Here is a 14,057-nt window from a genome sequence, read left to right on the forward strand (position 1 = left end):
AGGGTTTACGTTGATTTCACTATTCGTAATTGGTTTTACTATTCGTAAATCCAGGATTTGTCGCCGATCAAGAAATGCGGCATTCGGGCGCCGCTCGACGGCGCCGTTCGCGAATCAACAGGAAGCAAGGAGCGAGACGTGGCGGTTGACAGGAAAGGCGGGCGGGAGCGCCGGCAGGCGGCGGGCGGGACGACGGGCGCGCCGGTGCGCGCACGGCAGGGTTGAGGAGCGGATGGCGACCATGAGCATCGATTACCAGACGCTGAAGTTCGAATACCGCGCACGCGGGCATGACGCGGCCGTTCACCCGGTGATCGTCGTCGGCGCGGGCCCGGTGGGCCTGTCGGCCGCGATCGACCTCGCGCAGCAGGGCGTGCCCGTGGTGCTGCTCGACGACGACGACACGCTGTCGACCGGCTCGCGCGCGATCTGCTTCGCGAAGCGCACGCTCGAGATCTTCGACCGGCTCGGCTGCGGCGAGCGCTTCGTCGACAAGGGCGTGAGCTGGCACGTCGGCAAGGTGTTCCTGCAGGACGAGCAACTGTACGCATTCGACCTGCTGCCCGAGGAAGGGCATGCGCGCCCCGCGTTCATCAACCTGCAGCAGTACTACGTCGAAGGCTATCTGGCCGACCGCGCGTTCGAGCTGCCGAACCTCGACATCCGCTGGAAGCACAAGGTGACCGGCATCGAGCAGTCGGCCGAGCATGCGGTGCTGACGATCGAGACGCCGGAAGGGGCCGCGACGCTGCGCGCGCAATACGTAATCGCGGCCGACGGCTCGCGCAGCCCGATGCGCGCGATGATGGGCCTCGAAAGCCACGGCCGCACGTTCAAGGACCGCTTCCTGATCGCCGACGTGAAGATGAAGGCGGAGTTTCCGACCGAGCGCTGGTTCTGGTTCGATCCGCCGTTCCACCCGAACCAGTCGGTGCTGCTGCACCGCCAGCCCGACAACGTGTGGCGCATCGACTTCCAGCTCGGCTGGGACGCCGACCCGGTCGCCGAGAAGCAGCCGGAGCGCGTGATCCCGCGCGTGCGCGCGCTGCTCGGGCCGGACGTCGAGTTCGAGCTCGAATGGGTGAGCGTCTATACGTTCCGCTGCCAGCGGATGGACACGTTCCGCCACGGCCGCGTGCTGTTCGCGGGCGACTCCGCGCACGGCGTGTCGCCGTTCGGCGCGCGCGGCGCGAACAGCGGCGTGCAGGACGCGGACAACCTCGCATGGAAGCTGAAGCTCGTGCTCGACGGCCGCTCGGCCGACCGCCTGCTCGATACGTACGCGAGCGAGCGCGAGTTCGCGGCCGACGAGAACATCCGCAACTCGACGCGCTCGACCGATTTCATCACGCCGAAAAGCCCGGTGTCGCGCGTATTCCGCGACGCGACGCTGAAGCTCGCGCGCGATTGCGAATTCGCGCGCAAGCTCGTGAACAGCGGTCGCCTGTCGGTGCCGGCCGTGCTGGCCGATTCGCCGCTGAACACGCCGGACCGCGGCGGCGACGCATTCGCGTGCGCGATGCGGCCGGGCGCGGCGGCGGCCGATGCGCCGGTGCATGTGCAGGGTGCGGCGGGCTGGCTGCTGCAGCACCTGCGCGGCGGCTTCACCGGCGTGCTGTTCGGGTTGCCGGGCGACGCGGCCGCGCTCGCGCAGGCCGTCGACGGCCTCGCGCTGCCGGTGCGGCCGGTGCTCGTCGTGCCGGCCGGGCACGCGCAGCCGGTGGCCGGCATCGACGTCGTGGAGGACGTCGACGGTTTCGCCGCGCAACGCTACGACGCGAAGCCCGGCACGTTCTACCTGCTGCGTCCCGACCAGCACGTCTGCGCACGCACGCGCACGCTCGACCGTCAGGCGATAACCGACGCACTGGCGCGCGCGACCTGCGCCCGCTGAATACGATAACGACACCGGAGACCCCGTCATGCCCACCCTCGACACCCGCCCGCGCCTGGCCGATCCGGACGCGTTCTACGAAGCGCTGATCGACATGCATCGCGACCTGTCCGACGCCGACAGCCAGCTCGTCAACGCGAAGCTGATCCTGCTGCTCGCGAACCAGATCGGCGACGCCGACGTGCTGCGCGAAGCGATGGCGCTGGCGCGCCAGGGCGTGACGCCGCCCGTGCATCCGGCCGCCGAGGTGGCGCAATGAGCGCGGTGCCGGCCGACGCGCGTGTACTCGAAGTCGAGCGCGTGATCGAAGAGACCCATCGCCCGGGCTTTCACTGGATGCTGCTCGTGTTGTGCGGGCTGTGCCTCGTGATCGACGGCTTCGATGCGCAGGCGATGGGCTACGTTGCACCGAGCGTGATCGCCGAATGGGGTGTGCCGAAGCAGGCGCTCGGCCCGGTGTTCAGCGCGAGCCTGTTCGGGATGCTGCTCGGCGCGCTCGGGCTGTCGGTGCTGGCCGACCGGATCGGGCGGCGCCCGGTGCTGATCGGCTCGACGCTGTTCTTCGCGGTGACGATGCTCGCGACGCCGTTCGCAACCTCGATTCCCGTGCTGATGGCGCTGCGCTTCGTCACGGGCCTCGGCCTCGGCTGCATCATGCCGAATGCGATGGCGCTGGTCGGTGAGTTCAGTCCGGCCGCGCATCGCGTGAAGCGGATGATGATCGTGTCGTGCGGCTTTACGCTTGGCGCAGCACTCGGCGGCTTCATCAGCGCCGCGCTGATTCCGGCGCTCGGCTGGCGCTCGGTGTTCTTCGTCGGCGGCGCGGTGCCGCTCGTGCTCACGATCGCGATGGTCGCGCGGCTGCCCGAGTCGCTGCAGTTCCTGGTGCTGAAAGGGCGCGTCGCGCAGGCGCGCGACTGGCTCGCGCGTTTTGCGCCGCAGGCCGGCATCGACGCGAACACGCGGCTCGTCGTGCGCGAGCGGGCCGCGAGCGGCGCGCCGGTCGCCGAGCTGTTCCGCCACGGCCGCCTGCCGGTCACGCTGCTGCTGTGGGCGATCAGCTTCATGAACCTGATCGATCTGTACTTCCTGTCGAACTGGCTGCCGACCGTGATGCGTGATGCGGGTTATTCGCCGGGCACGGCGGTGATCGTCGGCACGGTGCTGCAGACGGGCGGCGTGATCGGCACGCTGTCGCTCGGCTGGTTCATCGAACGCCATGGCTTCGTGCGCGTGCTGTTCGCGTGCTTCGCGTGCGCGGCCGTGTCGGTGGGGCTGATCGGCTCGGTCGCGCATGCGCTGCCGTGGCTGCTGGTCGTCGTGTTCGCGGGCGGGTTCTGCGTGGTCGGCGGGCAGCCGGCCGTGAACGCGCTCGCGGGCCAGTATTACCCGACGTCGCTGCGCTCGACGGGCATCGGCTGGAGCCTCGGCATCGGCCGGATTGGCTCGGTGCTCGGGCCGCTCGTCGGCGGACAACTGATTGCGCTCAACTGGTCGAACGGGGCGCTGTTCCACGCGGCCGCGGTGCCCGTGCTGTGCTCGGCGCTGTTCGTGCTCGGGCTGGCCGGCGTAACGCGGCGAAGCGGCGCACCGGCGCCGAACGCCGCCATGAATTGATGGAGAAAGGAAACGATGACGCTTGACCTGTCGAAACCGGCGACCGCCGGCTACCTGAGCGGTTTCGCGAACGAATTCGCGACCGAGGCACTGCCGGGCGCGCTGCCGCACGGCCGCAACTCGCCGCAGCGCGCGCCGTACGGGCTGTATGCGGAGCAGCTGTCGGGCACCGCGTTTACCGCGCCGCGCGGCCACAACCGCCGCTCGTGGCTGTACCGCATCCGCCCGGCGGCCGTGCACCGGCCGTTCGAGCCGTACGCGGGCCCGCAGCGGCTCGTGTCGGAATTCGGCGACTCGGCCGACGTGCCGCCGACGCCGCCGAACCAGTTGCGCTGGGACCCGCTGCCGATGCCGGTCGAGCCGACCGATTTCGTCGATGGGCTGGTGACGATGGCCGGCAACGGCTCGGCGGCCGCGATGAACGGCTGCGCGATCCACCTGTACGCGGCGAACCGCTCGATGCAGGACCGCTTCTTCTACAGCGCGGACGGCGAACTGCTGATCGTGCCGCAGCAGGGGCGGCTCTACATCGCGACCGAATTCGGCCGGCTCGACGTCGAGCCGTTCGAGATTGCGGTGATTCCGCGCGGCGTGCGTTTTTCCGTCGTGCTGCCGGACGGCGACGCGCGCGGCTACATCTGCGAAAACTTCGGCGCGCAGCTGCGCCTGCCGGATCTCGGCCCGATCGGCTCGAACGGTCTCGCGAACCCGCGCGACTTCCTGACGCCGCAGGCCGCGTACGAGGATCGCGAAGGCGCGTTCGAGCTGATCGCGAAGCTGAACGGCCGCCTGTGGCGCGCGGACATCGGCCATTCGCCGCTCGATGTCGTCGCGTGGCACGGCAACTACGCGCCGTACAAATACGACCTGCGCCTGTTCAACACGATCGGCTCGATCAGCTTCGACCATCCCGATCCGTCGATCTTCCTCGTGCTGCAGTCGCAGAGCGATACGCCGGGCGTCGACACGATCGACTTCGTGATCTTCCCGCCGCGCTGGCTCGCGGCCGAGGATACGTTCCGCCCACCATGGTTCCACCGCAACGTCGCGAGCGAGTTCATGGGGCTCGTGCACGGCGCGTACGACGCGAAGGCCGAAGGTTTCGTGCCGGGCGGCGCGAGCCTGCACAACTGCATGTCGGGCCACGGGCCCGACGCGGACACGTTCGAGAAGGCGTCCGCAAGCGACACGACGAAGCCGCACAAGGTCGACGCGACGATGGCGTTCATGTTCGAGACCCGCACGCTGATCCGGCCGACGCGCTACGCGCTCGACACCGCGCAACTGCAGGCGGACTACTTCGAATGCTGGCAAGGCATCAAGAAACACTTCAATCCGGAGCAACGATGAGCGATACCCAAGACTGGCGCGCGACGCTCGACCCGGCCCGCAAGAGCTGGGTCGACACGGCGAACGATCCCGCCTGCGATTTCCCGATCCAGAACCTGCCGTTCGGGATCTTCAGCGACGCGAAGCAGGCGGCGCGCCGTGCGGGCGTCGCGCTCGGCGACCAGATCGTCGATCTCGCGGCGCTTGCGCGCGCGGGGCTCGTGACGCTGCCGGCCGGCGCCGATGCGTTCGCCGCGCCGACGCTCAACGCATTCATCGCGCTCGGCCGCGATGCATGGCGCAGCGTGCGCGTGCAACTGTCGGACCTGTTCTCGCGCGACAACGCACGGCTGCATGACGATGCGGCGCTGCGCGCGCAGGTGCTAGTCGCGCAGCGCGACGCGACGCTGCATCTGCCGGTCGAGATTCCCGGCTACACCGATTTCTATTCGTCGAAGGAGCACGCGACCAACGTCGGCTCGATGTTCCGCGATCCGAAGAATGCGCTGCTGCCGAACTGGTCGGAGATGCCGATCGGTTACAACGGCCGCGCGTCGTCGGTGGTCGTGAGCGGCACGCCGGTGCGGCGGCCGAACGGGCAACTGAAGCTGCCCGACCAGGAGCGTCCGGTGTTCGGCGCGTGCCGCAAGCTCGACATCGAACTGGAGACGGGCTTCATCGTCGGCAAGGGCAACGCGCTCGGCGAGCCGATCGCGTGCGAGGACGCGGAGGCGCACATCTTCGGGATGGTGCTGCTGAACGACTGGAGCGCGCGCGACATCCAGCAGTGGGAATACGTGCCGCTCGGCCCGTTCAACGCGAAGACGTTCGCGACGACGATCTCGCCGTGGATCGTCACGCTCGACGCGCTCGAACCGTTCCGCACCGTGCAGCCGGCGCAGTCGCCGCAGCCGCTCGCGTATCTGCAGCATGCGGGCAAGCATGCGTTCGACATCGCGCTCGAAGTGACGCTGCGCGCGGAAGGCGCAGCCGTTGCGACGTCGATCTGCCGCACCAACTTCAAGCACATGTACTGGACGATGGCGCAGCAGCTCGCGCATCACACGGTCGCGGGCTGCAACACGCGGGTCGGCGACCTGATGGGTTCGGGCACGATCAGCGGGCCGACGAAGGATTCGTTCGGCAGCCTGCTCGAACTGACGTGGAACGGCAAGGAGCCGGTTGCGCTGGACGGCGGCGGCAGCCGTGCGTTCATCGAGGATGGTGACGAGCTGACGCTCGCCGGATGGTGCCAGGGCGACGGCTATCGCGTCGGCTTCGGCGCGTGTGCCGGCAAGATCCTACCCGCGAGGAGCGCGTGACGGATCGCGGCGCGACTCGTAACACGTAGTTCGGAAGGACAAGGCGGCCCGCATTGTGCGGGCCGTTTTCGTTTTGCCGGCGGGGGGGCGGCGCGCGCGTGTCGATGTGTGACGCGGTGTACGAGTGTTAATGTCTGCGTCTGCGTCTGCGTCTGCGTCTGCGTCTGCGTCTGCGTCTGCGTCTGCGACAGCGACAGCGACAGCGACAGCGACAGCGACAGCGACAGCGACAGCGACAGCGACAGCGACAGCGCCGATGTCAGACCGTGCGTTGCAACGCGGTGCGACGTTCCCACAGCGCGGCCGCGACGAACGCCGCGACGCAGACGACCAGCACGCCCACCAGCGCGTTGCTGCCCAGTTGCTCCATCAATGCGCCCGCGACGAGCGGGCCGCCGAAGCTCGCGGCGCTCCACGACGCCGATACGAGCGAGCTCGCGGTGACGAGCGCGGCGCCGCGGAAGCGTTCGCCGCATGCGACGAGCGACAGCGTGTAGATGCTGCCGGCCGCCGCGCCGAGCACGAACAGCAGCGGCCAGCACAGCCACGGATTCGCGATCACGAACGGCAGCAGCGGCAGGCCGGCCAGCACGATCCAGCCTGCGCCGAGGTGCACGCGTTCGCGGCCGAGCTTGTCCGCGAGCCAGCCGATCGGGAACTGCATCGCGGTATCGCCGAACAGCATGATCGACGCGAGCAGCACGGCGGTCGCGCTCGCGACGCCGTGATCCATCGCGTAGAGCGGCAGCAGCGACAGCGCGAGCGTATCGAACAGCGCGAAGAACCCGGTGCCGATGATCAGCGCGGGCATGCGCGGCAGCACCGCAAGCCAGTGATCGTGTTCCGCGTGATGCGCATCGTCGCCGGCGAGCGGCGCGCGCCGGATCGTCGCGAGCGCCGGCAGCGCGAGCAGGAACAGCGCGCCGCACAGCGCGAAGCGGATGCCCGTCGCACCGGCGATCTGGCTGACGAGCACGGGGCCGGCCATCTGGAACAGCGTGAAATTGGTTGCGTAGATCGCGACGACGCGGCCGCGCGTCGAATCGTCGGCGAGCTGGTTGACCCACGCCTCGCCGATCGTGAACAGCAGCATCAGCGCGGCGCCGCACAGCACGCGCAGCACACCCCACAGGATCAGGTTCGACGTGAACTGCATCAGCGCGGTGGCTGCCGCGAGCAGCACGACCGACACGACGATCGCACGGCGCGAGCCGATGTGCCGCGCGAGCGCGGTGACGAACGGGACGATCGCGAGGCCGCCGAGCGCCTGCGCAGCGGTCAGCATGCCGACGACGTTGGTGCCGTGTCCGGCTTCGGTCAGTGCGAGCGCGGTGAGCGGCAGCGTGGCGCCGGTCCCGAGGCCGACGACCGCGACGCTCAGGATGAGCGCGAGGAAATCACGATTGAGAATGGCTTTCATCGGCCGGGATGCTACACCGCGGACCTTGAAAGGTCCATGAAGGCCATCAGGTTCGAATGGCGTTGCGCGCGCAACGAATGCGCGCGGTTGCGTTACACGTATTCGGTCGGCGCGGCCAGCGGGCGGCGTTCGAGCGACGCGGACCACAGCGTGAGCGCCAGCGCCGCGACGGCCATCGCGACGCCGACCCACGGCAGGCTCACGAGCGACACGCCGGAGCCGATCGCCATCCCGCCGAGCCACGCGCCCGTCGCGTTGCCGAGGTTGAACGCGCCCTGGTTCAGCGTCGACGCGAGGTTCGGCGCGTCGCTCGCGCGATCGACGATCAGGATCTGCAGCGGCGGCACGATCGCGAACGCGAGGATGCCCCACACGAAGATCGTCGCGAGCGCGGCGAACGGCAAGTGCATCGTGCCCGCGAACAGCGCGAGGACGATGCCGATCAGCGCGAGCGTCGCGATCAGCGACGGCATCCGGCGCCAGTCGGCGAGCTTGCCGCCGAGCGTGCCGCCGACCGTCAGCCCGAGGCCGAACAGCAGCAGCACGTACGTGACCTGACGCGGCGAGAAGCCCGTCACGTCCTCGAGGATCGGCGTGATGTACGTGAACACGCTGAACAGGCTCGCGGACGCGAGCACGCTGATGCCGAGCACCATCAGCACCTGCGGGTGCTTCAGCACGCTGAATTCGCGCGTGATGCTGGTGTCGGGCATCGCGAGGTTCTTCGGCAGGCAGACCGCGAGCGCGGCGGCCGCGGCGATGCCGATGCCGGTGACGGCCCAGAACGTCGCGCGCCAGCCGAACGCCTGGCCGAGCGCGGTGCCGAGCGGCACGCCGAGCACGTTCGCGAGCGTGAGGCCCGTGAACATCAGCGCGATCGCCTGCGCGCGGCGGTTCGGTGCGACGAGGTTGCTCGCGACCACCGAGCCGATCCCGAAGAACGCGCCATGGCAGAACGCGGTGACGACGCGCGCGGCCATCAGCACCGCATAGCCCGGTGCGATCGCGCAGAACAGGTTGCCCGCGATGAACAGCCCGATCAGGCCCATCAGTGCGCGCTTGCGCGGCATCTTCGCGGTGACGATCGCGAGAATCGGTGCGCCGATCGTCACGCCGAGCGCGTAGCCCGACACGAGCATCCCGGCGGCCGGAATCGACACGCCGAGGTCGCGCGCGACGTTGGGCAGCAGCCCCATGATCACGAATTCGGTGGTACCGATTCCAAATGCGGCGACGGCAAGGGCGAAAAGAGGCAAGGGCATCGCGGTAGGCTCGGGAAAAGCCGCCGCTCGGGCTGGCGCAGGATGCGCGGAACGGGCGGACGGGAAGGCGAACGACAGCGCGATTCTACTTCAGTGAAAACCCTTATGCTCGGGGCCAAAACGGATGTTGCCGGCGTGCGACGGGGCAGTGGGCGGGAAGCTCACAGTGTGGGAATCGGTGCGTGTGCGTGGACGCGGATTTACCGGGGTCGGAACGATGGTGGCTGCCGTACCGCGCGTCAGGCAAGCCGTTGGGGTGACTCGTCGGTGAGCACGGCGGAGCGCGCCGGTTCGGCGATGGCGTCCGATGCGTGTGGCGCGTTTGCGTCCGGTGCGGCGTTCGTGTCCGCAGGCGGCGCGGGCGATCCGGCTGCGTCGATCGCGGCCGGATCGTCCCAGCCGTTTTCGAACAGGCACGCTTCGATCGGCATCCGCGCGGCCCAGCGCTCCTGCTCGAGCATCGGCTTTGTATAGAACGCGTCGACGTGTCCGACGCACAGCACGGCGATCGGCTTCGCGCCATCGGGCATCCGCAGCAGCGTGCGCAGCGCATCGACGTCGAACAGCGACACCCAGCCCATCCCGAGCCCTTCCGCGCGCGCCGCGAGCCACATGTTCTGGATCGCGCACGCGGCGGACGCGAGATCCATCTCCGGCAGCGTGCGGCGGCCGAACACGTGGCGCTCGCGGCCGTCGGCAAGTGCGACGACCAGCAGCTCGCCGCATTCGCGCACGCCTTCGACCTTCAGCCGCATGAATTCGTCCTGGCGCTCGCCGAGCGCGTCGGCGGTCGCGCGGCGCTCGGCCTCGACCAGCGCGTGGATCGCGGTGCGCAGCGCGGGATCGGTGATGCGGATGAAGCGCCACGGCTGCATGAAGCCGACGCTCGGCGCGTGGTGCGCCGCGCGCAGCAAGCGCGCGAGCACGGCCGGATCGACGGGCGCCGGCGTGAAATGGCGCATGTCGCGCCGTTCGAAAATGGCGCGGTAGACGGCGGCGATGTCGGAGTCGTCGAAACGCATGAGCGGCAAAAGCAGGGGATGACGTCGGCGCAACGATAGCAGACCGCGCGCGGGCCGCGTTACATCATTCGAAACAAAGCGCGAAATTGTTCATGAAAAAGGCTGGTTGCGCAGCAGTGGGCGCAAGCAAACGATTGCGGTGGCGCCGGCAACCATCAAATGAGCCAATTTCGTCGATTTGTCAGCGAATCGCCGTCACGACGTTCTGTGGCGTGCCCGCATGCCAGGCCTCGATGTTCAGCAGCGTCGTGTGCGCGATCTCTGCCAAGGCCTCGCGCGTGAAGAACGCCTGGTGCGACGTGACGATCACGTTCGGGAACGTCAGCAGGCGCGCGAGCACGTCGTCCTGCAGCGGCTGGTCGGAATGATCCTCGAAGAAGAGCCCGCTTTCCTCCTCGTACACGTCGAGCCCGAGATGGCCGAGCTGGCCGCTCTTGAGCGCGTCGATCAATGCCTGTGCATCGACGAGGCCGCCGCGGCCGGTGTTGATCAGCATCGCGCCGTGCTTCATTCGCGCGAGCGTCTGTTCGTTGATCAGGTGGTGCGTCGACGGCAGCAGCGGACAGTGCAGGCTGACGATGTCGGCGTGGTGCAGCAACGCGTCGAGCTCGACATAGCGCGCGCCGAACGCGATCAGCTCGTCGTTGTACGGCGGCACCGAGTGGGCGAGCACATGCATCCCGAAGCCCATCATGATCTTCGCGAACACGCTGCCGATGATGCCGGTGCCGATCACGCCGACGGTCTTGCCGTGCAGGTCGAAGCCGAGCAGGCCGTTCAGCGAGAAGTCGCCTTCGCGGGTGCGCGCGACGGCGCGCGGCAGCCGGCGGTTGAGCGCGAGGATCAGCGCGACCGCGTGCTCGGCGACCGCATGCGGCGAATATGCGGGCACGCGCACGACCGTGATGCCGAGCCGCTCGGCGGCCGCGAGGTCGACATGGTTGAAGCCCGCCGAGCGCAGCGCGATCAGGCGCGTGCCGCCGTCCGCCAGCCGCTCGAGCACGGCCGCGTCGACCGTGTCGTTGACGAACGGGCAGACGACGTCATAACCATGCGCGAGGATCGCGGTCTCTGCGTCGAGGTGCGACGGCTGGAAGTGCAGCCGATAGCCGAACTGCCGGTTGGCGGCGGCAAACGAATCGTCGTCGTACTGCCGGCTGCTGAACAGGATCACGCGCACGCTGCACCTCCGATGGCTGACGCGCGCAGTTTACTGCAGGCCCGTGACGATGTCGGAGCGCTCGGGCCCGCGCGGCGGACGCCGGAAGCCGTAATCCGCCCGCTCGCGGGCCGACTGCGCGCTGAAGTGGTCGAGCGTGTGCTCGACGAAGCTGCGCGTGCGGGCCGGCACGTACTGGCGATTCGGATAGACGAGCGACAGTTGCGCGTCCGGATCGTCGATCCGGTAGCCGGGCAGCAGCCGCACGAGCGTGCCGTTGTTGAGCGCGTCGGCGACGCACGGCTCGGGCAGGATCGCGATGCCGGCGCCGGCCACGGCGGCGGCCTGGACGAGCGCGAGCTGGTTGACCGTGCAGGCCGGGCGCACCGTGACGGAATGCGCGACGCCGTCGTGGCCGACGAGCTGCCACGCGGGCGCGTGCTGGTGCGAGGCGAGCGTGACCCAGTCGTGGCCCGGCAGGTCGTCGGGCGCGCGCGGCTCGCCGCGCCGGTCGAGATAGGCCGGTGCCGCGCAGGCGACGAACGGGTTCGGCGCGAGCGCATGGCCGATCAGCGACGGGTTGCCGTCGAGCCGGTTGCCCGTGACGATGCCGACGTCGTAGCCGGAATCGAGCACGTCGAGCGGCCCTTCGGCGACGGTCAGCTGCACGCGCAGTTCCGGGTAGCGGTGCCGGAAGCTGCTGATGAGCGGCGTCAGCGCGAGCGGCGACAGCAGGCCCGACGCGACGACGCGCAGCGTGCCGGCCGGTTCGCGCACGGCATGCGCGACGGACGACTCGAGGTGGTCGAATTCCTCGAGCAGCGCGCGGCAACCGTCGAGGTAGCGCACGCCCGCCTCGGTGAGTGACAGGTTGCGCGTGGTGCGGTGGATCAGCCGTGTGTTCAGGTGGCCCTCGAGCATCGCGATCGAACGCGTGACGAGCGCATTGGACACGCCGAGATGGTGCGCTGCGCGCCGGAAGCTCTGCTGCTCGGCGACACAGACGAATACACGCATGGTCTGAATCTGGTTCATGGCTCGCGTATTTCTGGCCCGGTTGATTGATTATGGTTGTGATTTTTCGCCGCGCAACCTCGAAAAGGCATCGTGCGGCACCCAGTTCTCCCGCGCATCGAAAAATCGGTTTTCGATTCCGCAGATGATTGTTAAATACAGATGCGATATCCGTCAACCTGAGAAAACGGGCGGGTTGCGGAAAATCGAAATCGCGAGTACCGGTTAAATGTCGAGCTGTCTCGCGTGCCTGCCGTTCAAAGGCGGCGGAGTATTGGATTATGTGTCGGATCGACGAATAATTCGTATGTTAATCAATTGGTTGTTCGTGGTTCGAGCAGGTTCGTTCCGGTAATAAGATCGATCGCTCCCTCAATATATGCAGCAATAATGGATGTTTTTTGCCGTGCGCAGGTTTTGCGTATCGCATTCCGTGCGGCGATTTTTAGCGGGCAGCCGGTCTATTTCGTTCGATACGCAAGTCGTGTTGAACCGTCGGCATCGATGAAACACGTCGATATTGGCGGAGAAAATCACGAACATGGAACCGTTTCGCAACCGGCCGGCAATGCCATTCCAATCCGGAATGCCGGTGTGCGACGCATGCGCGGCCGGCTGGCCCGGTCCGGCGACCGGGCCACCGTCGCGCTGTCCGGCCGCGCGTGCCTCTTGCGCGAGGCCGCGGAACGCGGAATGATCGATCAGTTCGCCATGCAGCGCGGCGGGCGCCCGTGCATTTCCTTTCCTCGACTCTTACCAGCCATGTCCATCGATTACTCGCCGATCCCCTGTCCCGTCGTCGTGCCGCTCGACGCGATCCTGCCCGAAGAACCGCTGCTGATGATGGGGGCCGGCCCGGTCCCGATCCCGGCCGCCGTCGCGAAGGCGAACACGATCGTGATCAACCACCTCGGCGCGACGATGGCGAAGATCATCGAGCAGGTGAAGGAGATGGCGCGCTACGTGTTCCAGACCCGCACGAAGTGGGTGCTCGGCGTCGCGGGCCCCGGCTCGGCCGCGATGGAAATGGCGATCTCGAACCTCGCCTGGCGCGGCACGCGCGTGCTGTCGATCCGCAACGGCTTCTTCAGCGCGCGGATGGCCGAGATGGCCACGCGCGTCGGCGCCGACGTCGCGACGCTCGAAGTGGCCGACCGCGCGGTCGCGAGCCTCGACGAGGTCGCGGATGCGATCGCGCGCGAGCGGCCCGAGATCGTCACGATCGTGCAGGGCGAGACGTCGAACACCGTGTGGAACCGCGACCTGCGCGACATCGCGGCGCTCGCGAAGGCGGCCGGCGCGCTGGTCGTCGTCGATGCGGTGTGCACGCTGTCGACGATGCCGCTCGACATGGATGCGTGGGGCATCGACGCGGTGATCACCGGTGGCCAGAAGGGGCTGTCGTCGATCCCGGGCGTGTCGCTGATCGCGTTTTCCGACGCCGCGTGGGAGCGCATGAAGCATCGCCCCGAACCGAACACGCACTGGTGCCTCGACATGGCGCTCGCGGAGAACTTCTGGCACAACGCCGGCTATCACTACACGGCGCCCGTGTCGGGCGTGCTCGCGCTGCACGAGGCGCTGCGGCTGGTTTGCGCGGAAACGCTCGAAAGCCGCTTCGCGCGGCACCTGCGCTGCTCGCTCGCGCTGCAGGCGGGCGTCGAGTCGATGGGCCTCAAGCTCTATGCGCCGAAGGACTGCCGGCTCAATTCGGTGGTCGGGATCGAGACGCCGGAAGGGCTCACGCCCGGGATGGTCTGCGGCCATATCTCGAAGCAGTACCAGGTCGAGATCTCCGGCTCGTTCGGGTTGCCGATCGTGCGGATCGGGCAGATGGGCGAGCAGTGCCGCGAACACAACCTGTTCCGCACGCTGCATGCGTTCGGCCGCACGATGGTCGACCTGAAGGTGCCGGTCGACCTGCCGGCCGGTGTCGCGGCGCTCGAACAGGAACTGTCGCAACGCGGCGTGTAACGCCGCAGGCGGCCAACCGGCCTCGGTGGCCGGCTGGCCGCGAT

The 14,057-nt window shown here is 68.2% G+C and carries 12 protein-coding genes; 7 read left to right on the forward strand and 5 right to left on the reverse strand.

Annotated features, from left to right (window positions below; all coding sequences use genetic code 11):
- Nucleotides 1-232: 232 nt before the first annotated feature.
- From R9B84_RS04010 to fahA, 5 genes are read left to right on the forward strand one after another with little or no spacing between them, the layout of a single operon-like run.
- Nucleotides 233-1,894 (forward strand): FAD-dependent oxidoreductase, encoded by a 1,662-nt coding sequence (locus R9B84_RS04010; protein ID WP_423759293.1) that lies wholly within the window; start codon nt 233-235, stop codon nt 1,892-1,894.
- 28 nt (nt 1,895-1,922) lie between these two features.
- Complete coding sequence (locus R9B84_RS04015; RefSeq protein WP_034182839.1) at nt 1,923-2,153, forward strand: DUF2783 domain-containing protein; 231 nt, start codon at nt 1,923-1,925, stop codon at nt 2,151-2,153.
- Complete coding sequence (locus R9B84_RS04020; RefSeq protein ID WP_423759294.1) at nt 2,150-3,511, forward strand: MFS transporter; 1,362 nt, start codon at nt 2,150-2,152, stop codon at nt 3,509-3,511. Before R9B84_RS04015 ends, R9B84_RS04020 begins: the two co-directional genes overlap by 4 nt.
- A gap of 15 nt (nt 3,512-3,526) precedes the next feature.
- Nucleotides 3,527-4,861: a homogentisate 1,2-dioxygenase gene (gene hmgA / locus R9B84_RS04025; RefSeq protein WP_423759295.1), complete on the forward strand. Its 1,335-nt coding sequence runs from the start codon at nt 3,527-3,529 to the stop codon at nt 4,859-4,861.
- Nucleotides 4,858-6,162: a fumarylacetoacetase gene (fahA, locus tag R9B84_RS04030; protein ID WP_423759296.1), complete on the forward strand. Its 1,305-nt coding sequence runs from the start codon at nt 4,858-4,860 to the stop codon at nt 6,160-6,162. Before hmgA ends, fahA begins: the two co-directional genes overlap by 4 nt.
- A gap of 259 nt (nt 6,163-6,421) precedes the next feature.
- Here the strand turns inward: fahA and R9B84_RS04035 are convergent, their stop codons facing one another.
- The 5 genes from R9B84_RS04035 to R9B84_RS04055 all read right to left on the reverse strand — a co-directional run bounded on the left by R9B84_RS04035 (nt 6,422) and on the right by R9B84_RS04055 (nt 12,060).
- Nucleotides 6,422-7,582, reverse strand: coding sequence for an MFS transporter (locus R9B84_RS04035; protein WP_423759297.1), 1,161 nt, complete (start codon nt 7,580-7,582; stop codon nt 6,422-6,424).
- 92 nt (nt 7,583-7,674) lie between these two features.
- Nucleotides 7,675-8,844 (reverse strand): MFS transporter, encoded by a 1,170-nt coding sequence (locus R9B84_RS04040; protein WP_047899934.1) that lies wholly within the window; start codon nt 8,842-8,844, stop codon nt 7,675-7,677.
- Between the two features lie 239 nt (nt 8,845-9,083).
- Entirely contained in the window at nt 9,084-9,866 is a 783-nt protein-coding gene (bluB, locus tag R9B84_RS04045) for a 5,6-dimethylbenzimidazole synthase (RefSeq protein ID WP_423759298.1), read from the reverse strand.
- Nucleotides 9,867-10,047: 181 nt separating this feature from the next.
- The gene (locus tag R9B84_RS04050) at nt 10,048-11,046 is read right to left on the reverse strand and encodes a 2-hydroxyacid dehydrogenase (RefSeq protein ID WP_423759299.1); all 999 of its coding nucleotides are present in this window, start codon (nt 11,044-11,046) and stop codon (nt 10,048-10,050) included.
- Between the two features lie 30 nt (nt 11,047-11,076).
- Nucleotides 11,077-12,060 (reverse strand): LysR family transcriptional regulator, encoded by a 984-nt coding sequence (locus tag R9B84_RS04055; RefSeq protein ID WP_423759300.1) that lies wholly within the window; start codon nt 12,058-12,060, stop codon nt 11,077-11,079.
- Here R9B84_RS04055 and R9B84_RS04060 point away from each other — a divergent pair.
- Together R9B84_RS04060 and R9B84_RS04065 are read left to right on the forward strand one after the other, a co-directional pair.
- On the forward strand, nt 12,059-12,268 hold the full coding sequence (locus R9B84_RS04060; protein WP_423759301.1) for a hypothetical protein: 210 nt from the start codon (nt 12,059-12,061) through the stop codon (nt 12,266-12,268). The two genes, R9B84_RS04055 and R9B84_RS04060, sit on opposite strands and share 2 nt — an antisense overlap.
- A gap of 533 nt (nt 12,269-12,801) precedes the next feature.
- Complete coding sequence (locus R9B84_RS04065) at nt 12,802-14,013, forward strand: pyridoxal-phosphate-dependent aminotransferase family protein (RefSeq protein ID WP_423759302.1); 1,212 nt, start codon at nt 12,802-12,804, stop codon at nt 14,011-14,013.
- The last annotated feature ends 44 nt before the right edge of the window (nt 14,014-14,057 follow it).

The organism is Burkholderia sp. NLJ2 (assembly GCF_049487195.1).
GTDB classification, from domain to species: Bacteria; Pseudomonadota; Gammaproteobacteria; order Burkholderiales; family Burkholderiaceae; genus Burkholderia; species Burkholderia pyrrocinia.

What these genes read in the sequence shown, in the direction of transcription:
- R9B84_RS04040 (WP_047899934.1), bottom strand. Translation starts at nt 8,844, where the DNA reads ATGCCCTTGCCTCTTTTCGCCCTTGCCGTCGCCGCATTTGGAATCGGT.
- R9B84_RS04060 (WP_423759301.1), top strand. Translation starts at nt 12,059, where the DNA reads ATGGCTCGCGTATTTCTGGCCCGGTTGATTGATTATGGTTGTGATTTT.
- R9B84_RS04035 (WP_423759297.1), bottom strand. Translation starts at nt 7,582, where the DNA reads ATGAAAGCCATTCTCAATCGTGATTTCCTCGCGCTCATCCTGAGCGTC.
- R9B84_RS04020 (WP_423759294.1), top strand. Translation starts at nt 2,150, where the DNA reads ATGAGCGCGGTGCCGGCCGACGCGCGTGTACTCGAAGTCGAGCGCGTG.
- R9B84_RS04015 (WP_034182839.1), top strand. Translation starts at nt 1,923, where the DNA reads ATGCCCACCCTCGACACCCGCCCGCGCCTGGCCGATCCGGACGCGTTC.
- R9B84_RS04065 (WP_423759302.1), top strand. Translation starts at nt 12,802, where the DNA reads ATGTCCATCGATTACTCGCCGATCCCCTGTCCCGTCGTCGTGCCGCTC.
- R9B84_RS04010 (WP_423759293.1), top strand. Translation starts at nt 233, where the DNA reads ATGGCGACCATGAGCATCGATTACCAGACGCTGAAGTTCGAATACCGC.
- fahA (WP_423759296.1), top strand. Translation starts at nt 4,858, where the DNA reads ATGAGCGATACCCAAGACTGGCGCGCGACGCTCGACCCGGCCCGCAAG.
- bluB (WP_423759298.1), bottom strand. Translation starts at nt 9,866, where the DNA reads ATGCGTTTCGACGACTCCGACATCGCCGCCGTCTACCGCGCCATTTTC.
- hmgA (WP_423759295.1), top strand. Translation starts at nt 3,527, where the DNA reads ATGACGCTTGACCTGTCGAAACCGGCGACCGCCGGCTACCTGAGCGGT.
- R9B84_RS04055 (WP_423759300.1), bottom strand. Translation starts at nt 12,060, where the DNA reads ATGAACCAGATTCAGACCATGCGTGTATTCGTCTGTGTCGCCGAGCAG.